Here is a 25,258-nt window from a genome sequence, read left to right as displayed (position 1 = left end):
AAGGTTGAGGAGGGAATCACGTGCCAAAGAAAGTCACAATCCTCGGTGTTCCGGTGGATGCCATCACGATGGGGGAAGCCGTGGCACGCATCGATGGCTTCATCGAGAAGCGCACGCCGGTGCTCGTCGCTACGGCGAATGCGGAGATGCTCATGCGGGCAACGCATGACGGGGCGCTGCGCCGCATCCTGCAGGGAGCTGCCATGGTCACGCCGGACGGCGCGGGGACGGTCTGGGCGGCACATCATCTCGGGTACGCAATGCCGGAGCGAGTCGCAGGCTATGACATGGTACAGGAACTCATGCGCGAGGCGCCGGCGAAGCGTCGCCGCATCTTCTTCTTTGGCTCGGCACCGGGCGTCGCGGACAAGGCGAAGAAAAAGGCCGAGCAGCTTTATCCGGGCATCGAGATCGTCGGCACGCGCAACGGCTTTTTCACGGCGGCGGATGAGCCTGCCATCATCGAGGAGATCAGGGCGGCGCATCCCGACATCCTGCTCGCGGCCCTCGGCGTGCCCAAGCAGGAGAAATGGCTAGCGAAACACCTCGGCGAGCTCGGCGTGCCGGTCGCGATCGGCGTCGGCGGCACGTTCGACGTCATGGCGGGCGTCATGAAGCGCGCGCCGCGCTGGATGCAGCGCGCGAAGCTCGAGTGGCTCTTCCGCGGCATGATGCAGCCGAAGCGTGCGGGGCGACTCCTCGCTCTGCCGCGTTTCGTGCTTAAAGTGCACGCGCAGAAAAGGAAAAAGTAAGAATAGACAAACCAAGGACAATCCTCTATAATATGAGAGAATCTTTGCATGAATGTAATTTTGCTTTAAAGGCAGACGCACATGATTCGCCAATAGGGTGTGTATGTGCCAATGTTTGATTTCTGAAGCGGCGCACTATATTTATGAAACGGGCATCCGTGCGGACTGCTTCATTTTCAGGAGGTGGGAGATTGGTTCCAATCGTCAGGGAAGGGTATCCGTTTATCGGCACATGCTTCCTGCTCGCCGTTCTCTTTGGCTTCGGTCTGCATCCGTATGCGGCGGCGGTGCCGGCGGTGCTGATGTTATATTTCCTCTATTTCTTCCGCAATCCATCGCGCCAGATCGTGCGGGATGAGACGGCGATCCTTTCGCCTGCGGACGGCACGGTGCAGGAGGTTGCGGAGCTCGCGCACGATCCCGACGAGTTCGTCGCGGGGCCGTGCCGGAAGGTCGTCATCTTCATGTCGGTCTTCAATGTACATGTGAACCGCAGCCCGATAGATGGAGAGATCAAGCTGCAGAAGTATTTCTGCGGTCGTTTCCGCCCCGCGTACAAAGATGAGGTCGGCTTCGAGAACGAGCACCACCTCATCGGCATTGAAAGCAGCCGTCTGCGCATCACGGTCAAGCAGATCGCCGGCATTCTCGCGCGCAGGATCGTCTCGTGGGTGACGCTTGACGATGCGCTGCGGCAGGGAGAGCTCTACGGCATGATCCGTTTCGGCTCGTGCCTCGAGGTCGTCATGCCGGCGGAGGATGTCGATGTCCTCGTAAAGCCCGGACAGAAGGTCACGGGCGGGAAAACTATTCTTGGGAGGATCAGAAGGAAATGAATTATCGGAGAATCATTCCGAATCTCTGCACGGCATCGAATCTTTTCTTCGGTATGTGTTCGATGCTCGCAACGCTGCATCATGATTTTTTCTGGGGGTCGGTGTTCATTCTGCTCGCGCTCGTCGCTGACGGCCTCGATGGCCGCACGGCGCGCTTTTTCGGCGTCGCGAGCGAGTTCGGCAAGGAGATGGACTCGCTCTGCGACCTCGGCTCGTTCGGCGTCGCGCCCGCGCTGCTCGCTTATGAGTTCTGCCTGCACGCGCATGGAGCGCTCGGTGCCGCCGTCGCGATTTTCTTCGCTCTCTGCGGCATGTGGCGTCTCACGCGCTTCAATGTGAACGCAAGCGTGGTGCATGGCTATTTCATGGGACTTGCAATCCCGGCGGGCGGCAATATCGTCGCGATGACGACGCTGCTCTTCACGCAGCTTGGCGTTGATCCTGCGGTGTTCGGCGTTTCCTATCCGCTGCTCATGGCCATTGTCGCCTATCTGATGGTGAGCCATCTGCACTACCCGAATTTCAAGGGGGACGGCGGCGACAAGCTCTATGCTGCAGCGAAGGTGCTTGCGGCGCTCATGTTCCTCGCCATCCTCTACGCGGGACGCGCAGCACTTGTGCCGGCGGTTTTCGTGGCGATTTTTTCGACGTATGCCGCGTTCGGTATTGTGAACTCTCTGTTTTTACTGTTTTGCAAAAAGGATTGAACCATGACTTTGACACATCCCTTTGACATCATCATGGTGCCAATGCAGATTTTGATTTTCCTCTTCACGCTTTATTTCTTCGTCATCGGCTTCTGCGGCATGTGGCGGCGCAAGGAGAAGAAGATCACGACGCCGCGCAAGACGTTTGCGCTCGTCGTAGCGGCGCATAATGAGCACGCGGTCATCGGGGAGCTCGTAGAGAATCTCCAGCAGCTGAACTATCCGAAAGACATGTACGATATCTACGTCATCGCTGACAACTGCACGGACGATACGGCGGAGATCGCTGCAAAGGCCGGTGCGCTCGTGCATGTGCGCACGCATCCGACGAAGAAGAGCAAGGGCTATGCGCTTGACTGGATGTTCGACCGCTTGTTCAAGATGGAGAAGCAGTACGATGCCATCTGTGTCTTTGACGCTGACAATCTCGTGCACCCGCAGTTCCTCATGGAGATGAACAACCGGCTCTGCAAGGGGGATAAAGTCATCCAGGGCTATATGGACGCGAAGAACCCATACGATACCTGGGTGTCGGGCACATTCGCCATCGCGTTCTGGGTCATCTGCTATATCTCGCATCTCGCGAAGTCCAACATCGGACTCTCCGCCTGCCTCGGCGGCACAGGCATGTGCTTCGATACGGAGATCCTCAAGAAGCACGGCTGGCAGGCCACCTGCCTCACCGAGGATATGGAGTTCACGATGAAGTGCATGGCGGAGGGCATCAAGACGAGCTGGGCGCATGATGCCATCATTTACGATGAGAAGCCGCTGACGTTCAAGCAGTCCTGGAACCAGCGCCGTCGTTGGGCGCAGGGACAGTTCGACGTGGGCAACCGCTTCATCCCGAAGATGCTCAAGGCGGGGTGGCAGCATAAGGACATCCGCATGTGGGATGAGTGCATCTACCTTATGCAGCCGCATTTCCTCATGATTTCGACCGTCTTCATCATCATCAGCTATATCCAGCTCGCGTTTCCACCGTTCTATACGAATATCTACAATTTCATGCCGTCGCAGCTCATGACGGCCATCATGCTTGGACAGTATATCCTGCCGATGATCATCCTCATCAAGATTCGCGCGAAGTGGAAGTCGTGGCTCTATATGCTGCTCTATCCCGTGTTCATCTACTCGTGGATTCCCATCATCTTCCTCGGCTTCATTCATCGCAATGAGCACGAATGGAGCCATACGCAGCACACGCGGGCGATGAGTATGCGCGATATCGTTGGCAACGTCAAGAATACGGAGACCATAGAGAGGGACTGACAGGAACAGATGTATGAACTGAAAGTGGAGGGCGCCTTCGAGGCGGCCCACCAGATCAAGGATTATCCGGGGAAATGCGCGCGCCTGCACGGCCACAACTGGGTCGTGCAGGCCGTGGTGCGCGGCTGCGAGCTCGACAGCCTCGGCATGCTCATCGATTTCAAGACGGTCAAGGCGCTGCTCGGTGAGGTGCTCGAGCGGTTCGACCACCGCTATCTCAACGAGCTGGCACCCTTTTCTGAGGGCGTGAATCCGACGGCGGAGCAGCTCGCGCGCATCATTTATGAGGCACTCGCGGCGAAAGCGCCGTTTGCGGAGACAGCGGCTGTCCGGCTTGCGGCAATCACGGTATGGGAGTCGCCGAAGTCGTCGGTGACGTATACGCCGGAGTGAGGTGCCGGAGGCAGGAGTGCCATCGTGATTTGAAAGCGCTGGAGGAGCCAGCGCTTTTCTGAGTAGGAGGCCAGGAGTTTGCAGCGCAGTATCATCGAGATGTTTTCCTCTATCCAAGGCGAGGGCAAGTATGTTGGCTGTCGCCAGGTTTTCGTGCGTTTTGCCGGGTGCAATCTCGCCTGCCGCTACTGCGATACGGAGAACGCGCCGGCAAAGCACCCCGTCTGCCAGGTGGAGACGCATGCGGGTAGCCGCGCGTTCCGCGAGGAAAAGAACCCGCTCTCGCTCGCGCAGGCGGCGGAGGAAATCAATCGCCTGCTGCGGGAGGTGCCGCATCAGGCCGTGAGCTTTACGGGCGGCGAGCCGCTGCTGCAGGCGGATTTCATCCACGCGCTGCGCCCGCTCGTCGCGGCGCCGTTCTTCCTCGAGACGAACGGCACCTGCACGCAGCAGCTCGCGGCCACCATCGACGATATCGACATCATCAGCATGGACATCAAGCTGCCGAGCGCTTTGCCGCGGCCGGTCTGGGAGGCGCATCGGAGCTTCCTCCGCATCGCCCGCGCGAAAGATCTCTATCTCAAGATGGTGCTCTCGGCGGAGACGCGGGAGGAGGAGTTCCTCGAGGGCGTTCGCCTCATCCGCGAGGAGGCGCCGGACGCGCTGCTCATTCTGCAGCCCGTCACGCCGTTCGGCGGCTGCGAGGCCATCGCGCCCGCGCGCGTGCTTGCCCTCCAGGCGGCTGCGGCACAGCAGCTCCGGAATGTGCGCGTGATTCCGCAGACGCACAGGATGATGCAGCAGCTTTGAACGGGCTCCCGCAGCGGAAGTCTTTCATTCATTTCATGAGGAAGGTGCATTCTTTGCATATTGTATTGGTGGAACCGGAGATCCCGGGGAATACGGGGAATATCGCCCGCCTTTGCGCGGCGACGGGCATTGATCTGCATCTCGTCAAGCCGCTCGGCTTCTCGACAGATGATAAATACTTGAAACGGGCGGGTCTTGATTACTGGCATCTCGTCAATGTCCATTACCATGAGAATTTCGAGGAGGTGGCGGCGATGTATCACGGCCATCCCTTTTATTTCCTCTCGACGAAGGCGCCGCGCGCCTACACGGAGGTCGCCTACGAGCGCGATGCTTTGCTCGTGTTCGGCAAGGAGACGGCGGGCCTGCCGGAGACGCTGCTCGCGGAGCATTGGGAGCGTGCGGTGCGCATACCGATGATCAGCGAGGCGCGCTCGCTGAACCTTTCCAATTCCGTCGCCATCGTCGCCTATGAGGCACTCCGTCAGCAGGGATTCGCTCAGCTCGCTGAGGTCGGCCCCGGGCTGCATATTTGAGGAGGATACACATGTGTGAGATCAATGAAGCATTCGTGAGCGAGCTGCGTGGTTTCCTGCGGCCGGAGCAGGTGATGCTGCACGCGCCCATGTGTGAGCATACGACGTTCAAGATCGGCGGGGAAGCCGACTATCTGATCTTTCCGGCAAGTGTCGATGAGGCAGCGCGTATCCTGCGTCTCATCGCGCGCTACGGCATCGCGTTGACGATCCTCGGCAACGGCTCGAATGTGCTCGTGCTCGATAAGGGCATCCGCGGCGCCGTCGTGAAGTTCAACCATCCGATGTCGGCTGTCCGCGTCGAGGGGGAGCGCATCATCGCGGGCGCAGGCGCCCTGCTCAAGGATGTGTCGGCGGCAGCCGCTGCGGCTGGTCTCACGGGACTCGAGTTCGCCTGCGGCATCCCGGGCAGCATCGGCGGCGCGGTTTTCATGAACGCCGGCGCCTATGACGGTGAGATGAAGAACGTCGTCGCTGCCGTGCGCTCTGTGACGCCGCAGGGAGCTTGCAGGGAGCGGCAGGCCGCCGCGCTCGATCTCGGCTATCGCCACAGCGTATTCCAGTCGAACGGCGAGGCCATCTGTGAGGTCACGCTCTCATTGCAGCGCGGGGAGCGCGAGGCCATCGAGGAAAAGATGGCGGACTTCACGGCGCGGCGCGAGGCGAAGCAGCCACTCGAGATGCCGAGCGCCGGCAGCACGTTCAAGCGCCCGACGGGCTATTACGCGGGCACGCTGATCCAGGAGACGGGACTCAAGGGGCTCACGGTCGGCGGCGCGCAGGTCTCGACGAAGCATGCGGGTTTCGTCGTCAACACGGGTACGGCGACGGCGGCGGATGTGCTGCAGCTCATCCGCGAGGTGCAGCACCGCGTCAAGGAGGCGCATGGCGTCGAGCTTCATCCGGAGGTGCGCATCCTCGGTGAGGAGGCGTGAGCGTTTTTCTAGGAAAGCCCGGTGTCAGTACGGCGGGGGAGACAAATGCATTCCCGAGTGTTATACTAGGAAACGTGAATAGGACATCTCTTTAGGGCGGGGTGTGATTCCCCACCGGCGGTATAGCCCGCGAGCCCCTTGGGGCATGATTCGGTGAGACTCCGAGGCCGACAGTATAGTCTGGATGAGAAAAGAATGTCGTGATTTTTTCGCGAAGATTTGCCACGGAGAGAGTTTTCTCCGTGGCTTTTTGCTTTCTCGTGGCCTATTCCATCGGAGAACGGAACCGCCGGAGGCATCGCGGTTCCTTAGAAGAAAACGATGCGAGGTGATGAGAGTGACAGATGAAGATTACATGCGCGAGGCCCTGCGCATCGCACGCTATGCCGAGGGGCGCACGAGCCCGAATCCGCTCGTCGGCGCGGTCATCGTGCGCGACGGCCGCATCATCGCGGAGGGCTGGCACAGGAAGGCGGGAACGCCGCACGCGGAGATCCACGCGCTCCGCATGGCGGGCGACCTCGCGCGCGGGGCGACGCTCTATGTGACGCTCGAGCCGTGTTCCCACTACGGGCGCACGGGCCCCTGCGCGAAGGCCGTGGCAGAGGCGGGCATCGCGCGCGTCGTCGTCGCCATGCAGGATCCTAATCCTAAGGTCGCGGGCCGGGGCATGGAGATGCTCCGCGCGGCGGGCGTCGAGGTGCGCTGCGGCGTGCTCGCGGCGGAGGCGGCGCGCCTCAACGAGGTGTTCCTGCACTGGATCACGACGGGGCTGCCGTTCGTCGCGCTCAAAACGGCGATGACGCTCGATGGCAAGATCGCGACGCATACGGGGGACTCCCAGTGGATCACGGGCGAGGCATCCCGCCTGCGCGTGCACGAGCTGCGCGACAGATACGACGCGATCCTCGTCGGCATCGGCACGGTGCTCCACGACGATCCGAGCCTCACGACGCGCCTGCCGGACAGGCAGGGGAAGAATCCGCTGCGCATCGTGCTCGACAGCATGGCGCGCACGCCGCGCGCGGCACAGCTCCTCACGGACGGCGCGGCGCCGACGCTCATCGCGGTGACGGCACGCGCACCGCAGGAGCGTGTGGCAGCGCTGCGGCAGGCGGGCGCGGAGGTCCTCGTCTGCGGCGAGGGGCCGCGGGTCGATGCCCAGGCACTCCTAAAGGCGCTTGGTGAGCGGGAGATTTCCTCTGTTTTTGTCGAGGGCGGCGGGCGCGTGAATGCGTCCCTGCTCGCGGCAGGGCTCGTCGACAAGGTCTACGCCTTCGTCGCGCCGAAGCTCGTCGGCGGCAGGGACGCCCTGACGCCGGTGGAGGGCACGGGCGCGGAGCGGCTCTCTGACGCCGTCACGCTCACAGGGCTCGCAGTGGAGACGGTCGGGGAGGACGTGCTCCTCACCGGCTATGTGAGGAAATGAGGTGGCGCTTTGTTTACAGGAATCATCGAGGAGGTCGGCACCGTCCGCAAGATCGGCGGCGGCACGCTCGCCATCGATGCGGCGAAGGTCATAGAGGATGTGCATTTCGGTGACAGCATTGCGGTGAACGGTGTCTGCCTCACGGTCACCTCGTTTGACAGGGAACATTTCGAGGCGGATGTGATGCCGGAGACGGTGCGCCGCACGTCGTTTGCGGAGCTGCGCAAGGGCAGCCCCGTCAACCTCGAGCGCGCGCTCACGCTCGCCTCGCGGCTGGGCGGCCATATCGTGAGCGGCCATATCGACGGCGTGGGCATGGTGACGGATCTCCGGCGGGAGGGGAACGCGCTTCTGCTCAAGGTCGCGGCCTCGCCCGCGCTGCTGCGCGGCATCGTGGAAAAGGGCTCTGTGGCGCTCGACGGCATCAGCCTCACCGTCGCCGCCGTCACGGCGGCGGATTTCACCGTCTCGCTGATCCCGCATACGCGCGAGGTGACGAATCTGCGCGCCAAGCGGGCGGGCAGCCGGCTGAACATCGAGACGGACATCATCGGCAAATATGTGGAGAAATTGATGGCAGCGAAAGACGCGGGGCGGACGGCCGCACCGGAAGCAGCGGGCGGCATCACGCCGGCGTTTCTCGCGCGTTACGGATTTTGAGGAGGGGACATCATGTCGGATTTTGCAACGGTCGAAGAGGCCATTTCGGATATCAAGGCAGGCAAGATGGTCGTCGTTGTCGACGATGAGGATCGCGAGAACGAGGGTGACCTCATCATCGCAGGCGAGAAGGTCACGCCGGAGGCCATCAATTTCATGGCGAAATACGCCAAGGGGCTCATCTGCACGCCGATGGAGGGCGCACGGCTCGACGCGCTCGACATCCCGCCGATGGTGACGAACAACACGGACAACCATGAGACGGCGTTCACGGTCTCCGTCGACGCCTATGACACGGAGACGGGCATCTCGGCGTTCGAGCGCTGCCAGACGGTGAAGATGCTGCTCGACCCGAAGGCGAAGCCCGCGAGCTTCCGCCGTCCCGGGCACATGTTCCCGCTGCGCTCCGTCGAGGGCGGTGTGCTGCGCCGCGCGGGCCACACGGAGACGACGACGGACCTCGCGCGCCTCGCTGGGCTCGCGCCCATCGGTCTCTGCTGCGAGATCATGGACGATGACGGCCACATGATGCGCACGCCGCGCCTCAAGGAATTCGCCGCGACGCACGGACTGCACATCATCACGGTCAAGTCGCTCATCGAGTACCGCAAGCGCACGGAGAACTTCGTCAAGGAGGTCGCTGACGTCGATTTCCCGAGCAAGTACGGTCATTTCCGCATCCATGCCTATGAGAACACGCTGAATAGCAAATGCAATCTCGCTATCGTCAAGGGCGACGTGCGCGGCAAGAAGAACGTGCTCGTGCGCGTTCATTCGGAATGCCTCACGGGCGACGCGCTCGGTTCCCTGCGCTGCGACTGCGGCGACCAGCTCGCGCTTGCACTCAAGAAGATCGAGGCGGAGGGCGAGGGCGTCGTGCTCTACATGCGGCAGGAGGGGCGCGGCATCGGCCTCGCGAACAAGATGCGCGCCTATGAACTGCAGGACAAGGGCGCGGACACCGTCGAGGCCAACGTCGAGCTCGGCTTCGCGCCCGACCTGCGCGACTACGGCATCGGCGCGCAGATCCTCGCGGACCTCGGGCTCACGAGCATCCGCCTCATGACGAACAATCCCGCGAAGCGCGCGGGCCTCGAGGGCTACGGACTCGAGATCGTCGAGCGCGTGCCGCTGCAGGTGCGTGCGAACAAGTTCGACAAGCGCTATCTGACCGTCAAGAAGGTCAAGATGGGACATCTGCTCGAGGAGGAAAAGCTGCAGTGATGCGGCAGGCGGCAGGGAGATTGCCGCGTCGCCGGGGTTTGCGCCGCGGGCGCATGGCATGGCGCTGGGAAAGAAATGGAAGAGACGCGAGAAATGGTATTTTCCGCTAAAGTTGAGGGAGGAGAGCTTTATGGCAAATGTTTTGGAAGGATATGTGACAGGCAAGGGGCTGAAATTCGGCATCGTGGTCGCGCGTTTCAATGAATTCATCACGAGCAAGCTCCTGAGCGGCGCGCTCGATACACTGCACCGCCATGAGGCGGACGACGCGGATATCGATGTCGCCTGGGTGCCGGGCGCGTTCGAGATCCCGCTCGTGGCGAAGAAGCTCGCAGCGAGCGGCAAGTACGACGCCGTCATCTGCCTCGGCGCCGTCATCCGCGGCTCGACGACGCACTACGACTACGTCTGCAACGAGGTGTCGAAGGGCGTCGCGCAGGTCGGCATGACGACGGGCGTGCCGACGATCTTCAGCGTCGTGACGACGGAGAACATCGAGCAGGCCATCGAGCGCGCAGGCACGAAGGCAGGCAACAAGGGCGTCGACGGCGCGATGGCAGCCATGGAGATGGCGAACCTCCTGAAGAAAATCGATTGAGAGCGAGGCGCGGACTATGAAGATCGGTATCATCAGCGATACGCACGGCCACGAGATGGCCTGGGCGGACGCCTATGAGAAATATTTCCAGGATGCGGACATGATCCTCCACGCGGGCGATGTACTCTACCACGGGCCGCGCAACCCGCGCAAGGCGGATTACAACCCCGCGGGGCTTGTCAGCCGCATCAACAGCTGCCCGGTGCCCGTCGTCATCGCGAAGGGGAACTGCGACTCCGATGTCGACGCGAGCTGCCTCGAGCTGCCGATACTCGCGCCGTATGCCTACGTCGTCTACGAGGGGCTGCGCATCATCGTCACGCACGGCGATGCCGTGATGACGGACGAGGCGAAGGATGCGCTCGCGCGGCACCTTCGGGCGGACCTCTTCATCAGCGGGCACATCCATACGACCGTCCTTGAGAAGCGCGGTCAGACGGTGTTCCTCAATCCCGGTTCCGCGGCGCTCTCGAAGCGCGAGGACGGCAAGAACACCATCGCTGTACTCGAGGACGGTGTCATCCGCATCCTCGAGCTCGCGACGGGCGCTTGCCTCGCCGAGCGCAAGCTGTGATTTCAGATGATATGACGATTGCTGTCCCATCCTCCTGCGCTGCGTCTGGATGGGGCAGTTTTTTTCCGCGTGTGCAGCGCGCTCAGAAAGGAAGAAATGAAAATGAAGGATCATCTCGTAAAGGCGGTGGCGGACGGCGTGCGCGTCTACGCCGCCGTGACGACCGACCTCGTGAATGAGGCCATCCGCCGCCATGACTGCTATCCCGTGGCGGCCGCCGCGCTCGGCAGGACGATGACGGGCGCGCTGCTCTTCGCGGCGAACCTCAAGAACAAAGAGGCCGTGACCATCACGTTTGATGGCCACGGCCCCCTGGGGAAGGTGACGGCGGATGCTGTGCCGGAAGGCTTCGTGCGCGGCGCGGTCGGCAATCCGCATGTCAATCTGCCGCTGAACGCGAAGGGGAAGATTGACGTCGGCGGCGGCGTCGGCGCGGACGGCATGGTGACGGTCACGCGTTTCACGGGACTGCGCAACCCCGTGACGGGCAGCACGGCGCTCACGGACGGCGAGATTGCTGACGATCTGACAAAGTATCTCTACGACTCCGAGCAGACGCCCTCGAGCGTCGGCCTCGGCGTGCTCGTCGATCCGGACTTCCGCTGCATCGGCGCCGGAGGCTTCCTGCTCCAGCCGCTGCCGGACGCGACGGAGGAGACCATCGGACGGCTCGAGGAGAACCTCAGCCATGTGCAGTCCGTCTCCCACCTCGTCGAGCAGGGACTAGATGCGAAGGGCATCATCGCGGCGCTCCTCCAAGGCTTTTCAATCGACTATCTCACGACGACGGATCTCGCCTTTCGCTGCACCTGCTCCAAGCAGCGCATCAGCGAGGTGCTGCTGAGTCTCGGCCTTAATGACCTCAAGTCGCTCGTCGAGGACGGCAAGGCGGAGGTCGTCTGCCATTTCTGCGGCGAGCGGTACGCGTTCACGGGCGAGGAGCTCCAGGTGCTTTACGAGAAAGCAGCCGCGCAGCGCTGAATGCGGCGAGCGGCACGGTGAGGATGACGCCGATGCCGCCTGAGAGGCCCTGCATGATGACGATATCGAGCCCGTTCGAGTTCATCAGCTGCAAGAGCGGCAGGTCGTAGACGTAGTCGAGCACCCAGGCGCCGAGTGAGCCGCCGAAGACGGCGAGGATGAGCGTTGCGGCCATCGTGCCCATGACATCCTGTCCGACGCGCATGCCGCTCGCGAAAAGCTCCCGGGAGGAGGCGGGGCGCGTCTCTGCAATCTCCGCGACCGCTGCCGCGACATCCATCGCGATGTCGAGCACCGCGCCGAGGCTCGCGAAGAGGATGCCGGCGAAGAGCAGGCCGCCGACATCAATGCGCGTGTTCTGCGCGACGAAGAGCAGCGCCTCGATGTTCGTCACATTGTAGCCGGAGAGATGCGCCGCGGCACCGAAGCCCTCTGCGGCAAGCCCTGCCGCCAGCACGCCGCCGAACGCGGCGATGCCGGCGGCGAGGGCTTTTTTCGTCTGCCCGCAGATGAGCCAGACGGTGAGCGAGAGGATGATGGTCGCCGTGATGACCGCGGCGAGAATCGGCGCGACGCCGTGCATGAGCAATGGGAAGAAAAAGAAGAGGAAGCTCGCGAAGGTCAGAATGAGCGCGAGCACGGACTTCAGCCCCTTGCTGCCGCCGACGAGGATGAGCAGCGCGCAGAAAAAGACGAGAAAGCAGATGACAGATTTCGTGCGGTCGTAGCTGTACACCGTGGAGGAGGCGAGCGCGCCCGCCTGGCTGCGCATGGCGATGACCGTCATGCCCGGCGTGCAGACCGTGCCGAAGAGCAGGCCGTTCGGGCAGTTCGCCTCGGCCTCCGCACCGTCCGCGAAGCGCAGGCGTACGACCTGGTCGCCGATGTGGCTGCCGTTCTCCTGCAGGTTGTCGCGCAGGATCTCCGTGACCGTCGCGCGTTCGAAGCTGCGTCCCTGCGTATTGACGAGCTGTGGCTTTTCGATATCGTTGAGATGAAAGAGAAAGGCGAGCAGGGCGACGGCGAGCAGGGCGACGCCGAACCGTTTGAAAAGTGATTGCATGGAAAGACCTCATTTCAAAGGCCGCGCGGATGAAAAAATCCGTGCGGCCGAATATCGTCATATGGGGAGACTGCCGCATGCAGGGGGAGGCGCAGCAGTCTCTATGGAGAAATGTGGGGGCAGGTAGGATCAGTTCTTGACGATGCGGTACGTCTCGTCGATGGGGGTTCCCGTCTCCGCGTCATATGTGTCGATGGTGAAGGAATCCTTCGTGATATGGATGACGGAGTACGTCGGACGCCAGCTCTGGTTGCGTGCCGCGACGTAGTCCTGCTGCTGCGGGATGAGCTGATAGAACTTCGAGCCTGTCGCCGAGTTCGAGGACATGTAGAAGACGCCTTTCGGGTTCACGAGCGTGCCCTGGCGCATGTCGGCAATCGTGTAGCAGAGGTTCTGGCTCTCATAGACGGATTTCTTCGCGCTGTCCTTGAGCGCCGCATTGATGAGGTTGTGATGCTGACCGGATTGGCCTGCGACCTTGTACTCGGCGAAGTCCGCATGCTGCTTGCCGTCGCTCGAGAGCTGGTATGTGCGCGCGTAGGTGTGGTCGTGGCCCTGCAGGACGACGTCAATCTTGTTCGCGTCGTAGATCGGCGTGAGCTGCGTGCGCAGCAGGATGCCGTCGGAGTCGGAGTGGTCGAGGCCGCTGCCGTAGATATCCTGATGCATGACGACGATGCGCCATTTCGCGTTCGGGTTCGATTTGATGGCTTTCTTGATGAGTGCCTCGTGATCCGCCGCGTTGTAGTTGTTCGCGTTGATGACGATGAAAAGCGCATTGCCATAGGAGTAGAAATAGCCGTGGCCGGCAGCCGTCGGCGTCGCTTCTTCCGTGAACGGATTCGGCACGTTGAAGTGGTTCTGGTAGCCGATGGTCATGCTGTCATGGTTGCCAATGCTTGTGGCCTCCGGCAGGCTGCGCAGCGCCTTGGCGGAGAGGTAGCCCGCGTACTGCATCTCCTGCAGTTGGATCTTTTTCTCGGACTGGTCCTCCGCGGGCTCATTGATCTGGTCGCCCGGGGAGACGAGGAAGTTGATCTCTGGGTGCTGGGCGAGCGCGCTGTTGAGCGTCTTGTTCCAGTTGTAGGCATCGTTGCGGGCTGCAAGCTCGCCGTCCTGCTTGTTGCCCTCCGACGACGTCTGGCCCTTCGAGGCGCCGATCTGCGGGTCGCCGACATACATGAACGTGAAGTCGTCAGGATTGCCCGTCTTGAACGATGCGACCGGCTTCCAGTCGCCGTTGACCTTCACTTGATAGTAATACGTCGTCTCCGGCTTGAGGCCGCGCACCGTCACTTTGTTCGTATAGTACTGCGTGCCGGCGACGAGCGTTCCTTCCTTGGATGTGCCGCGGTAGTCCGCTGCGCCCGACATATCCTCATGCGTCGAGACGCGGACTACCGCGTTCTTGGCCTGTTCCCTGGAGTACCAGGCGAAATTCATCTGCGAAGCATTCTTGCCGGGGGCGAGAGAGACCTGTTCGTAGTCTGTCTTGATCGTTTCCCAGCTGGCTTTCCACTGCTCCCAGTTCTGGTCGCCGGCCTGCGTCGCGACGACGGCCTTGGGCGTCAGGGAAGCATCGTTCCAATGCTCGGTAGCGGCATACGCCGTCGTGGCCGCGCAGAGCGCGAGCAGCACATAGGCGGTGATGCGTTTCTTGCTTTTGCAAAATTTCATGGTTTGGAAGACCTCCTACATTTCACATCAGTGAGCGATTCTTTCCCTACCCTAGCATGAAATGGGCGGGCGGCTGTTACGGCTATGTAAAATCGATGTAAATCCTGCCCGCCAGTATGGACAGGACAGATTGGCGCAGGCGATACGCTGCGCGATATTTTGCGAAGCCTTTGCCGATGTGTTATACTTTGCATGCAATTCATGAGGAGGGATTTCGATGAATCTGGATCTGGTGCTCAAAAAGATGATCGCGTACGACGCGGGCGACGCGCGGCGCATCCAGCATTTTCTCAAGGTGCACGCTTACGCGGCGCTGATCGGCAGGGAGGAGCAGCTGCCGCCCGACGTGCAGGAGCGGCTCGAGGTGGCGGCCATCCTGCACGACATCGGTATCCATGCGGCGGAAGAGAAATACGGCAGCGCCGCGGGGAAGTATCAGGAGATCGAGGGACCGGCGCCGGCGCGGGCGCTGCTGGAGAGCCTCGACTGCGAGGAGGCGCTCATCGAACGCGTCTGCTATCTCATTGCACATCATCATACGTATGACGGCGTGGACGGGCTGGATTACCAGATTCTTCTCGAGGCGGATTTCCTCGTCAATGCCTATGAGGATGGGCTCTCCGCGCAGGGCATCAGGGCGTTCCGCGCGAAGGTCTTCCGTACGCGCAGCGGCATCCGGCTGCTCGATGCGGTATATGGTCTGGCTTGAAAATTCTTTTCATGGTCTGGACAAAGAGGAAGCAGCGGTATAAAATGAGGTTCGGATAAAATCTAATCTAAGAAATAAGGACGGTGAGGAACATGGACGACCACCCTAGCTCAGCGGAGCCCAAGCGATGCAAAAAAGAATACAGGGGAGGCCGTCCTGTTCTTTGTGCTGCCTGATGGCAGTCTGAGGGGATGGCGCTTCCCTGACCGAAAGGAGACAGCCATCCATGCTGAAAATCTACAAATCAATGGAGAGCGGTCCGCTCGTGGAGCTCACGCTGAAGACGTTAGAGAAGGGGGCGTGGATCAATATCATCGATCCGACACCCTACGAGCTGAAGGTCGTGAGCAATCTCACGGAGGTTGATCCCGATTTCCTGCGGTCAGCGCTCGATGATGAGGAGCGTTCCCATACGGATGTCGAGGACGACTCCGTCATGGTTCTGACGAACGTACCGGTCTGCCGCGACCGCGACAGCTATGATGCCCTGCCGCTTGCGATCATCGTGACGGAGGAATACATCATCACGGTCTGCCTCGAAGAGACGCCCGTGATGATGGAGTTCAATGAGCGCACGGCGAAGCTCTTCCGCACGTACAAGAAGACGCGGTTCCTCTTCCAGATCCTCTATAAGTCCGCGACGTATTTCCTGCGCTATCTGCGTCAGATCTCTAAGACGTCTGACGAGATCGAGGATCAGCTGCGTCACGATATGAAAAACAGCGAGATCCTGCGCCTCCTGACGCTGCAGAAGGGCCTGACGTATTTCAACGCCGCGATCCGTTCGAACGGTGCCGTGCTCGACAAGCTCACGCGCATGCGCAACAACCAGAGCCTGCAGCCCATCCTCAAGACGTATGAGGAGGATGAGGATCTGCTCGAGGATGTCATCATCGAGAACAAGCAGGCGCGCGAGATGGTCGAGATGTACAGCAAGATCCTCGCGCGTCTGGCCGATACGTTTTCTTCCATTATCTCTAATAACCAGAACCTCGTGATGAAGTTCTTGGCCGCGATGACGATCATCATCGCGATTCCGACGGTCGTGTCGAGCTTCTTCGGCATGAACGTCCCCGTGCCGTTCGCGGAGAATCCGTTCGGCTTTGCGTATATCATGGTCATCGCGTTCGCGATTTCCGTCACCTCCGCCTATGTGCTCTGGCGGCGGGACATGTTCTGAGGGGAGGATGCGGATGGAGGCCGTACCATCGGGGAGCTTTCTGGAGGAGTTCACGCTCATTGCCGACCGCGCCGCCGAAGAGGGAGAGACGTTCCTCATCGAGCGGAAAAATGGAAAGGATGTCGTGCTGCTCTCTCTCGACGCTTATAATGCGCTGCGGCGCAGCCTCTACGAGGCGCGCAGCGCTCAGGACTGCCACGACTGATGTGGCGGTCCTTTCTTTGTCACGGGAGATTTGCGGCAGTCGCGTGGGAAGAGAGTGGATTGCTACATGTGACATAAGGGCCTTGCCACAGAACGATTGTATCCGTGTTGTATCGGTTGGAGTGTGATTTTTTATTTTTGTGTTCTTTTTCGTTCAACTACTTCCTATTTATGCCGAGATATGATAGAATGTATACTCGTAAGGCAACCTGTGAGGAGGGTGTATTTTTGAAGTTTTTGCGTACCAAAAGCATAGAAGCATATCAGATGGATGCCGCCGCTTCTCATCTGCGGCGCACGATGGGGGCGCTCGATGTGACGCTGCTCGGAATCGGCGTCATCGTCGGCACGGGCATCTTTGTCCTGACGGGCGTAGCGGCCGCGAAATACGCGGGGCCAGCGCTCATGCTTTCCTTTCTGATTGCCTCGGTGACATGCGGTTTCGTGAGCATGACGTACTCGGAACTCGCGTCGATGGTGCCGGTGGCGGGGAGCGCCTATGCCTACGCCTATACGTCGGTAGGTGAGTTCTTTGCCTGGCTTGTCGGCTGGAATCTCGTGCTGGAGTATTCCGTGGGCGCGTCGGCGGTGGCGGGCGGCTGGTCCGCCTATGTCGTCGGCCTGCTTAAGACGGCGGGCATCGACCTGCCGTCTGCGTACACCGCGGTTCCCGCGGACGGCGGCATCGTGAACCTGCCGGCGGTGCTCATCACGCTGTTCCTCTCTACGCTGCTCATCCGCGGCGTGCATGAGAGTGTGACGGTGAACAAGGCGCTCGTCGGTGTCAAGTTGCTTGCCATCTTCATTTTCCTGTTCCTCGCGGCGCCCTCCGTCGACGTCACGAACTGGGAGCCCTTCCTGCCGTTTGGCTGGGCGGGCGTATCGGCGGGCGCCGCCGTGATATTCTTCGCCTACCTCGGCGTGGATTCCGTGGCGACGGCGGCGGAGGAGACGCGCAACCCCGCGCGCGATATGCCGATCGGCATCATCGCCTCGCTCGTCGTCTGCACGCTGCTCTATGTGGGCGTCACGGCGGTCATGACGGGCAATGTGCCCTACGCGCAGCTCGATAACGCCGAGCCTGTCGCCTATGTGCTGCGCGAGCTCGGCTATCGGTTCGGCTCGGCGCTCGTGGGAACGGGCGCTATCGCCGGGCTTACGACAGTGCTGCTCGTCATGATGTACGCGCAGACGCGTGCGTTTTTCGCGATGAGCCGCGACGGCCTGATCCCGCAGGCGGTCTGTAAGATTCATCCGCGCTACGCGACGCCGCACCGCATCACGGTGATCGTGGGGCTGGGCGTCGCGCTCATCTCTGGCTTTACGCCCATCCATGTCGTCGCGGAGATGTGCAGCGTCGGGACGCTCTTCGCGTTCATCGTCTCGGCTGTCGGCGTCGTCGTCATGCGCTACCGTTATCCGGATGCGCACCGGCCGTTCCGCTGTCCTGCCATCCATCTCATGAGCCTGCTCGCGGTTGCGAGCTGCGGCTACATCATGTACAACCTTTCGTCGATGACCTGGGAGCGCTTCTGGATCTGGAGCGCGCTGGGCATCCTGATTTATTTCGCGTACGGCTTCCGGCACAGCCGGGAAGGACGGCGGCAGGCAGCGGAGAACCCGTCAATCTGTTCTTTACATTCGCGAGAGCGGCATGTAAAATAAATGAGGTAGAGAGTATATTGTATACTCGCTGGTACAATGCATCAAAAGAGGGGAGCTTTAACATGAGCAAAAAGATGAAAACCATGGACGGCAACACGGCCGCCGCCTACATCTCTTATGCGTTTACGGATGTCGCAGCGATCTATCCGATCACGCCGTCCTCGCCGATGGCGGAGCATGTGGATGAGATGGCCGCGCATGGCAAAAAGAACCTGTTCGGAGAGACGGTTCGCGTCATCGAGATGGAGTCGGAGGCCGGTGCTGCCGGCGCTGTGCATGGCTCGCTGCAGGCAGGCGCTCTGACGACGACCTACACGGCGTCTCAGGGCTTCCTGCTGATGATTCCGAACCTCTACAAGATTTCCGGCGAGCTGCTCCCCGGTGTCTTCCATGTGTCGGCGCGTGCGCTCGCGACGTCCACGCTGAATATCTTCGGCGATCACCAGGATGTCATGGCTGCGCGCCAGGCTGGCTGCGCGATGCTCGCCGAGGCAAGCGTGCAGGAGGTCATGGATCTCTCTGCTGTCGCTCATCTCGTCGCCATCAAAGGCCGCGTGCCGTTCATCAATTTCTTCGACGGCTTCCGCACGTCTCATGAGATCCAGAAGATCGAGATGGTCGACTACGACGATCTCGGCAAGATCCTCGACTGGGATGCGGTCAAGAAGTTCCGCCGCAATGCGCTCAACCCGGATCATCCGGTCATCCGCGGCACGGCGCAGAACCCGGATATCTATTTCCAGGAGCGCGAGGCGGTCAACCGCTATTACGATGCCCTGCCGGAGCTCGTCGAGGAAGCGATGGCGCAGATGGCGAAGATCACGGGCCGCGAGCATCATCTCTTTGACTACTATGGCGCGAAGGACGCCGACCGCGTCATCATCGCGATGGGCTCTGTCTGCCAGACGGCGGAGGAGGTCGTCGACTATCTGAACAAGAACGGCGAGAAGGTCGGCCTCCTGAATGTGCATCTCTACCGTCCGTTCTCCGTGGAGCATTTCCTCAAGCAGCTCCCGACAACGGTCAAGAAGGTCGCCGTCCTCGACCGCACGAAGGAACCGGGCGCCATCGGCGAGCCGCTCTACCTCGATGTCAAGGCCGCGTATTACAGTTCTGACCGCAGCCCGGTCATCGTCGGCGGCCGCTATGGTCTCGGCGGCAAGGATACGACGCCGGATCAGATCTTCGCTGTCTATGACGAGCTCTCCAAGGATGCGCCGAAGAACGGTTTCACGCTCGGCATCGACGACGATGTGACGCATACGAGCCTCGCGCCGAGTCATACGGATGTCGACCTCACGCCGGAGGGCACGACGGCCTGCAAGTTCTGGGGCCTCGGCTCGGACGGCACGGTCGGCGCGAACAAGAGCGCCATCAAGATCATCGGTGATAAGACCGACATGTACGCGCAGGCGTATTTCGCCTATGACTCAAAGAAGTCCGGCGGCATCACGATGAGCCATCTGCGCTTCGGCAAGCAGCCGATCACGAGCCCGTACCTCATCAATAAGGCGGACTTCATCAGCTGCTCGCAGCAGTCGTACGTCTATCAGTATGATTTGCTCGCCGGCCTCAAGCCGCACGGCGTCTTCCTGCTCAACACGGTCTGGAGCGACGAGGAGCTCACGAAGCACCTGCCGGCCGCGATGAAGCGCTTCATCGCGAAGAATGAGATTGCGTTCTACACGGTCAACGCCGTGGAGATCGCCAAGGGCCTCGGCCTCGGCGGCCGCTTCAACATGGTCATGCAGTCCGCGTTCTTCAAGCTCGCGAACATCATCCCCATCGACACGGCGGTCAAGTACCTCAAGGATGCCGTCGTCACGTCCTACGGCAAGAAGGGCGAGAAGGTCGTCAACATGAACCACGGCGCCATCGACCAGGGCATCAACGCGCTGCACAAGGTCGAGGTGCCTGCGTCCTGGCAGACGGCGGAGGACGCACCGGCGGAGAAACGCGACGTACCGGCGTTCATCACGGACATTCAGGAAGTCATGAACCGCCAGGAGGGCGACAAGCTCGCCGTCTCCAAGTTCGCTGACGGCATGGAGGACGGCACGTTCCCGGTCGGCGGCTCCGCCTATGAGAAGCGCGGCACGGCCATCAATGTGCCGGTCTGGGATGCGGAGAAGTGCATCGGCTGCAACCAGTGCTCGTTCGTCTGCCCGCATGCGGCGATCCGCCCCGTGCTCACGACGGATGAGGAGCTCGCAAAGGCGCCGGAGGGCATGCCTGCGACGAACTCTCGCGTGGCGAAAGGCATGCACCTCACGATCGCTGTCTCGACGCTCGACTGCCTCGGCTGCGGCAACTGCGCGCAGGTCTGCCCGGTCAAGGCGCTCGAGATGAAGCCGCTCGACGACGCCGGTAAGGCGCGTCAGGCGTACTTTGACTACGGTATCGATACGGAGAAAGTTGCGCCGAAAAAGAACCCCGTCAAGAAGACGACGGTCATTGGCTCGCAGTTCGAGCAGCCGCTCTTCGAGTTCTCCGGCGCTTGCGCCGGCTGCGGTGAGACGCCGTACGCGAAGCTCATCACGCAGCTCTTCGGCGACCGCATGATGGTCGCGAACGCGACGGGCTGCTCCTCCATCTGGGGTGGCAGCGCGCCGGCGATGCCGTACACGAAGAACGCCAAGGGCCAGGGCCCGGCATGGGCGAACTCCTTGTTCGAGGACAATGCGGAGTTCGGTCTCGGCATGCTCCTCGGCACGAAAGCCTGCCGCACGCGCCTCGCGGCGGATGTCGCGGCGGCCATCGAGGCGGGCAAGGGCTCGGCGGAGCTCCAGGCTGCCATGAAGGATTGGAAGGACAACATGGACAGCGGCGAGGGCACGCGTGACCGCGCGGATCGGCTCGAGACGCTTCTTGCAGCAGAAAAGGGCGCGGACGAGCTCCTCAACAAGATCTACGACGAAAAGGACTATTTCGTCAAGCGTTCGCAGTGGATCTTCGGCGGCGACGGCTGGGCGTACGATATCGGCTACGGCGGCGTCGACCATGTGCTCGCTTCCGGCGAGGATGTTAATGTCTTCGTCTTCGATACGGAGGTCTACTCCAACACGGGCGGTCAGGCATCCAAAGCGACGCCGGCAGCTGCCATCGCGCAGTTCGCTGCCTCCGGCAAGCGCACGAAGAAAAAGGATCTCGGCCGCATGGCGATGACGTACGGTTACGTCTATGTCGCGCAGGTCGACATGGGCGCCGACCACAACCAGGTTCTCAAGGCGATTGCCGAGGCTGAGGCGTATCAGGGCCCGTCCCTCATCATTGCCTATTCGCCGTGTATCAACCATGGCATCCGCAAGGGCATGGGCTGCTCGCAGCTCGAGGGCAAGCTCGCCGTCGAGTGCGGCTACTGGGCGAACTTCCGCTACAACCCGCAGCTCGTGGGCACGGACAAGAACCCGTTCAGCCTCGATTCCAAGGAGCCGGACTTCTCGAAGTTCCAGGAGTTCCTCATGGGCGAGAACCGCTACATCAACCTCAAGCGCAGCTTCCCGGAGGCCGCAGAGGCGCTCTTCGAGAAGACGCAGCATGACGCGGAGACGCGCTACAATACGTACAAGAAGCTTGCTGGCAAATAAGCCTGCTGGCTGAGATGTCATAGGAAAAACCGCGCATGGCCCGCAGGGGGCTGTGCGCGGTTTCCTGTTTAAAAAAATGCTTGCTTTTCTTCTGCAAATAGCGTATAATAATCATCGTTGTCGGGATGTGGCACAGTTTGGTAGCGCGCTTCGTTCGGGACGAAGAGGCCGCAGGTTCGAATCCTGTCATCCCGACCATTTCTGAGAGCAGAGGTCAGCCGTGGGGCTGGCCTTTTTCTTATGGCTGACAAGGATGCGGAGGCAGGGTGTGCTGCGAATGGATAGGGCAGGAGGTCAGGATGCTGCGCATCACGCTGTATGTCCTGCTACGGGATTGCTGGAACAGGCTGTTCTATGGTGCGTGGTGGTGACGATGTATAGTTTGTTCGTACACATTATGGTATAATGGGGATGTTTTGAAACGACAGCAAGGAGGAATTTCCATGAAGATACAAGAGGCTTACCACGGCTTTCGCCTGCTGCGGGAGACGCCGGTGCCCGAGGCGGATGTGACGGCGTATGAGTTTACGCACGAAAAAAGCGGTGCGCGTATGCTCTATCTGAAGACGACGGACGACAACAAGGTATTCTCCATCACGTTCCGCACGCCGCCGACGGATGACACGGGCGTCGCGCATATCGTCGAGCACTCGACGCTTTGCGGCTCGCGCAAATATCCGCTCAAGGAGCCGTTTGTCGAGCTCGTCAAAGGCAGCCTCAATACATTCCTCAATGCGATGACGTACCCGGACAAGACGATGTATCCTGTCGCGAGCCGCAACGATAAGGATTTCCAGAATCTCATGGATGTCTATCTCGACGCGGTATTCTATCCCGCGATGCGCGAGAACCCGCAGGTGCTCATGCAGGAGGGCTGGCACTATGAAATCGAGAGCCCGGAGGCACCGCTCACTTACAGCGGCGTCGTCTACAACGAGATGAAGGGCGCGCTTTCCTCGCCGGACGATCTGCTCGAGAGCAAGATCATGGCCGCACTCTATCCCGATACGACGTACCACTATGAGTCCGGCGGCGACCCGGCGGCGATTCCGCAGCTCACGCAGCAGATGTTCACGGACTTCCACGCGCGATATTATCACCCGTCGAACAGCTATATCTACCTCTATGGCGATATGGATATCGATGAGAAGCTGCGCTACCTCGACGAAGCATATCTCTCGCACTTCGACCGCATCCCCGTGCCCTCGCACATCGATCGTCAGCCAGCGTTCGACGCGCTGCGCCATGCCGCGCAGGAATATCCGGTGAGTGCGGGGGAGGAGACACGGGAAAAGACGTTCCTGTCATTGAATTGGAAGATCGGCGAGGCGCAGGACGCCAAGACGATGTTCGCATTCGAGATCCTCGAGCATGCCCTGCTCCGTACGCCGGCGGCGCCGCTGCGCAAGGCGCTCATCGACGCACATCTCGGCAAGGATGTTGATTCAGAGTTCGAGACAGATCTCATGGAGCCTTTTTTCTCTATCATCATCAACAATTCGGAAGCGGAGCGTCAGGAGAAATTCTACACGACCGTCATGGAGACGCTGCGCCGCCTCGTAGCAGACGGGCTCGACCGAACGCTCATGGAGGCGTCACTCAACCGCTTTGAGTTCAAGCTGCGCGAGGCGGATTTCGGCTCGGCGCCGAAAGGGCTCATCTACAATATCCATTGCCTGCGGAGCTGGCTCTATGACGGCGATGCGCTGGACTATCTCTTCTATGAGGATACGCTCAGGGAACTGCGCGATGGCCTCGCGCAGGGGTATTTCGAGCGGCTTATAGAGACGTATCTGCTCGATAATCCGCATGTAGTACTTCTGACGCTCGCACCGTCTACGACGCTCGCAGCGGAGAAAGAGCGCGTGATGACAGAAGAGCTCGCGGCGCGCAAGCGGGCGATGAGCGCGGAGGAAATCCAGGCAGTCATCGAGGGGACGAAGGCGCTCAAGCTGCGCCAGCAGACGCCGGATACGCCGGAGGCGCTCGCGACGATTCCTGTGCTGAAGCTCGATGACATTCGCAGAAAGGCTTACGAGCTGCCGCTCGCGGTCAGTAAGATTGCAGGCAGGAAGTTGCTCGAGAGCGACGTGGAGACGAACGGCATCGCCTACCTCACATTCTATTTCGACGCCTCGCGGGTCGCGCAGGCGGATCTGCCGTACGCCTATCTGCTCTGCGCCCTGCTCGGCAGCGTGGACACGCAGGAGCACTCCTATATGGAACTCGCGAATCTCGCGAACCTCCATACGGGCGGCATGAGCTTCGACCTTGGTGCCTACACCTACAAGGACGCGCCGGAGACGTTCCTGCCGAAGCTGCGCGTGAAGGCAAAGGCGCTCACGCGCAAACTGCCGGAGCTCTTCTCGCTGCTGCGGGAAATCCTCATGGAGAGCCAGTTTACGGACGCGAAGCGCCTGAAGGAACTCCTCGAGCAGGAGCAGGTCTCCATCGAGATGAACATGCAGCGCAGCGCGCATAACGTCGTGGCCTCGCGCCTCGCCGCATATTTCACGAAGGCGGGCGCGTATGAGGATGAGGGCGCGCTGCCGTATTATGAGTTCGTCAAGGCGTTCCTCAAGGATTTCGATGCCTCGCTCCTTCGCCTGCGCGAGGCTGCGTCACGCCTGTTGCCGCGTCTCTTCGGCGGCGAGGGACTCGTCGTCAGTCTGACAATCTCTGCGTCCGATGCGGCAGCCGCCAAGGCAGAGCTCGGGCATTTCCTCCAACATCTGCCAGCGGAGGCGTATCCTAAAGAGGAGTATCATTTCCCGCTCAAGAAGAAAAACGACGGTTTCCTCTCCGCTAGCCAGGTCCAGTACGTCGGTAAGGGCGCGAACTTCAAGCAGCTCGGCTTTTCCTATACGGGCGCGATGCGCGTGCTCGAGACGCTGCTGCGCTACGGCTATTTCTGGACGAAGATCCGCGTGCAAGGCGGTGCATACGGCGCGTTCACACGGCTGCGGCGCGACGGGCAGCTCTTTTTCGGCTCCTACCGCGACCCGAATCTCAAGGAGACGCTTGATGTCTTTGACGGGACAGCGGAGGTCGTACGCCATTTCGAGGCGACGAACCGCGAGATGCTCAAGTCCATCATCGGCACGATGAGCGGCGTCGACATGCCATTGACGCCGAAAATGAAGGGCGAGGCTGCGGCGGAGTGCTACCTGCGCGGCATCACCTACGAGGATCGTCAGCAGTCGCGCGACGAGATTCTCAGCACACGGCAGGAGGATATCCGCGCGCTCGCGCCGCTTATCGACGCTTGCATGCACGAGAATGCTATCTGTGTCTTCGGTGCGGAGGAGAAAGTAAAGGAAAACGCCGCGCTCTTCGGGCGGTTGACGCGCGTGATGGATTGAGACGGAAGCGCGTGCGCTTCCTTGACTTTCAAGTCTCGTCATGCAATAATATAGGAAACTTTGCGGGCGCACTCCGCCTGCATGCCCTTACATGGACACGCCGT

Annotated in this window: 22 protein-coding genes, 1 tRNA gene and 1 riboswitch; of the genes, 21 read left to right on the top strand and 2 right to left on the bottom strand. The window is 60.9% G+C overall.

Annotated features, from left to right (window positions below):
* Window positions 1-68 precede the first annotated feature (68 nt).
* The 14 genes from F599_RS0100625 to hslO all read left to right on the top strand — a co-directional run bounded on the left by F599_RS0100625 (window position 69) and on the right by hslO (window position 11,707).
* The gene (locus F599_RS0100625; RefSeq protein ID WP_420902053.1) at window positions 69-752 is read left to right on the top strand and encodes a WecB/TagA/CpsF family glycosyltransferase; all 684 of its coding nucleotides are present in this window, start codon (window positions 69-71) and stop codon (window positions 750-752) included.
* A gap of 143 nt (window positions 753-895) precedes the next feature.
* Complete coding sequence (locus F599_RS0100620) at window positions 896-1,588, top strand: phosphatidylserine decarboxylase (RefSeq protein WP_051081639.1); 693 nt, start codon at window positions 896-898, stop codon at window positions 1,586-1,588.
* Window positions 1,585-2,295 carry a CDP-diacylglycerol--serine O-phosphatidyltransferase gene (gene pssA / locus F599_RS0100615; protein ID WP_019541601.1) on the top strand — a complete coding sequence of 237 codons (711 nt, stop codon included), beginning with the start codon at window positions 1,585-1,587 and terminating at the stop codon, window positions 2,293-2,295. Before F599_RS0100620 ends, pssA begins: the two co-directional genes overlap by 4 nt.
* 3 nt (window positions 2,296-2,298) lie before the next feature.
* A complete protein-coding gene (locus F599_RS0100610) occupies window positions 2,299-3,567 on the top strand; it encodes a glycosyltransferase family 2 protein (protein ID WP_019541600.1) in 1,269 nt (422 codons plus the stop codon).
* A gap of 9 nt (window positions 3,568-3,576) precedes the next feature.
* Window positions 3,577-3,960, top strand: a complete 384-nt coding sequence (gene queD, locus F599_RS0100605; protein WP_019541599.1) for a 6-carboxytetrahydropterin synthase QueD — start codon at window positions 3,577-3,579, stop codon at window positions 3,958-3,960.
* A gap of 78 nt (window positions 3,961-4,038) precedes the next feature.
* The gene (locus F599_RS0100600; RefSeq protein WP_019541598.1) at window positions 4,039-4,770 is read left to right on the top strand and encodes a 7-carboxy-7-deazaguanine synthase QueE; all 732 of its coding nucleotides are present in this window, start codon (window positions 4,039-4,041) and stop codon (window positions 4,768-4,770) included.
* Window positions 4,771-4,823: 53 nt separating this feature from the next.
* Complete coding sequence (gene trmL / locus F599_RS0100595; RefSeq protein ID WP_026327712.1) at window positions 4,824-5,306, top strand: tRNA (uridine(34)/cytosine(34)/5-carboxymethylaminomethyluridine(34)-2'-O)-methyltransferase TrmL; 483 nt, start codon at window positions 4,824-4,826, stop codon at window positions 5,304-5,306.
* Between the two features lie 11 nt (window positions 5,307-5,317).
* On the top strand, window positions 5,318-6,241 hold the full coding sequence (gene murB / locus F599_RS0100590; protein WP_019541596.1) for a UDP-N-acetylmuramate dehydrogenase: 924 nt from the start codon (window positions 5,318-5,320) through the stop codon (window positions 6,239-6,241).
* 83 nt (window positions 6,242-6,324) lie between these two features.
* A riboswitch (FMN riboswitch) is annotated at window positions 6,325-6,441 on the top strand.
* A 131-nt stretch (window positions 6,442-6,572) separates the two neighbouring features.
* The gene (ribD, locus tag F599_RS0100585; protein ID WP_019541595.1) at window positions 6,573-7,670 is read left to right on the top strand and encodes a bifunctional diaminohydroxyphosphoribosylaminopyrimidine deaminase/5-amino-6-(5-phosphoribosylamino)uracil reductase RibD; all 1,098 of its coding nucleotides are present in this window, start codon (window positions 6,573-6,575) and stop codon (window positions 7,668-7,670) included.
* A gap of 9 nt (window positions 7,671-7,679) precedes the next feature.
* Entirely contained in the window at window positions 7,680-8,330 is a 651-nt protein-coding gene (locus tag F599_RS0100580; protein ID WP_019541594.1) for a riboflavin synthase, read from the top strand.
* A 12-nt stretch (window positions 8,331-8,342) separates the two neighbouring features.
* The gene (locus F599_RS0100575; RefSeq protein WP_019541593.1) at window positions 8,343-9,554 is read left to right on the top strand and encodes a bifunctional 3,4-dihydroxy-2-butanone-4-phosphate synthase/GTP cyclohydrolase II; all 1,212 of its coding nucleotides are present in this window, start codon (window positions 8,343-8,345) and stop codon (window positions 9,552-9,554) included.
* 130 nt (window positions 9,555-9,684) lie between these two features.
* Window positions 9,685-10,152 (top strand): 6,7-dimethyl-8-ribityllumazine synthase, encoded by a 468-nt coding sequence (gene ribH / locus F599_RS0100570; protein WP_019541592.1) that lies wholly within the window; start codon window positions 9,685-9,687, stop codon window positions 10,150-10,152.
* A gap of 16 nt (window positions 10,153-10,168) precedes the next feature.
* Window positions 10,169-10,726, top strand: a complete 558-nt coding sequence (gene yfcE, locus F599_RS0100565) for a phosphodiesterase (RefSeq protein ID WP_019541591.1) — start codon at window positions 10,169-10,171, stop codon at window positions 10,724-10,726.
* A gap of 102 nt (window positions 10,727-10,828) precedes the next feature.
* Complete coding sequence (gene hslO, locus F599_RS0100560) at window positions 10,829-11,707, top strand: Hsp33 family molecular chaperone HslO (RefSeq protein WP_019541590.1); 879 nt, start codon at window positions 10,829-10,831, stop codon at window positions 11,705-11,707.
* Here hslO and F599_RS0100555 read toward each other — a convergent pair.
* Window positions 11,655-12,770, bottom strand: a complete 1,116-nt coding sequence (locus F599_RS0100555) for a YibE/F family protein (protein ID WP_019541589.1) — start codon at window positions 12,768-12,770, stop codon at window positions 11,655-11,657. The two genes, hslO and F599_RS0100555, sit on opposite strands and share 53 nt — an antisense overlap.
* 129 nt (window positions 12,771-12,899) lie before the next feature.
* Entirely contained in the window at window positions 12,900-14,447 is a 1,548-nt protein-coding gene (locus F599_RS0100550) for a purple acid phosphatase family protein (protein ID WP_019541588.1), read from the bottom strand.
* 217 nt (window positions 14,448-14,664) lie between these two features.
* On the opposite strand from F599_RS0100550, the gene F599_RS0100545 reads away from it, so the two are divergent.
* The 7 genes from F599_RS0100545 (at window position 14,665) to F599_RS0100515 (ending at window position 25,154) form a co-directional block, all read left to right on the top strand.
* On the top strand, window positions 14,665-15,156 hold the full coding sequence (locus F599_RS0100545) for an HD domain-containing protein (protein WP_019541587.1): 492 nt from the start codon (window positions 14,665-14,667) through the stop codon (window positions 15,154-15,156).
* Window positions 15,157-15,382: 226 nt separating this feature from the next.
* Window positions 15,383-16,336 carry a magnesium transporter CorA family protein gene (locus F599_RS0100540; protein WP_019541586.1) on the top strand — a complete coding sequence of 318 codons (954 nt, stop codon included), beginning with the start codon at window positions 15,383-15,385 and terminating at the stop codon, window positions 16,334-16,336.
* Between the two features lie 13 nt (window positions 16,337-16,349).
* The gene (locus F599_RS0100535) at window positions 16,350-16,541 is read left to right on the top strand and encodes a type II toxin-antitoxin system Phd/YefM family antitoxin (protein ID WP_019541585.1); all 192 of its coding nucleotides are present in this window, start codon (window positions 16,350-16,352) and stop codon (window positions 16,539-16,541) included.
* Between the two features lie 227 nt (window positions 16,542-16,768).
* Complete coding sequence (locus F599_RS0100530) at window positions 16,769-18,205, top strand: amino acid permease (RefSeq protein ID WP_019541584.1); 1,437 nt, start codon at window positions 16,769-16,771, stop codon at window positions 18,203-18,205.
* Window positions 18,206-18,267: 62 nt separating this feature from the next.
* A complete protein-coding gene (gene nifJ, locus F599_RS0100525; RefSeq protein ID WP_019541583.1) occupies window positions 18,268-21,792 on the top strand; it encodes a pyruvate:ferredoxin (flavodoxin) oxidoreductase in 3,525 nt (1,174 codons plus the stop codon).
* A gap of 121 nt (window positions 21,793-21,913) precedes the next feature.
* Window positions 21,914-21,990: transfer RNA gene (locus F599_RS0100520), tRNA-Pro, on the top strand.
* 245 nt (window positions 21,991-22,235) lie between these two features.
* Window positions 22,236-25,154, top strand: coding sequence for an insulinase family protein (locus F599_RS0100515; protein ID WP_019541582.1), 2,919 nt, complete (start codon window positions 22,236-22,238; stop codon window positions 25,152-25,154).
* The last annotated feature ends 104 nt before the right edge of the window (window positions 25,155-25,258 follow it).

Origin of the sequence: Selenomonas bovis DSM 23594, from assembly GCF_000381005.1 — a bacterium.
In the GTDB taxonomy this organism is placed as follows: Bacteria; Bacillota; Negativicutes; order Selenomonadales; family Selenomonadaceae; genus Selenomonas_C; species Selenomonas_C bovis.
The sequence above is the reverse complement of the archived record's forward strand: the minus strand, read 5'-3'. Positions and strand labels throughout refer to the sequence as shown.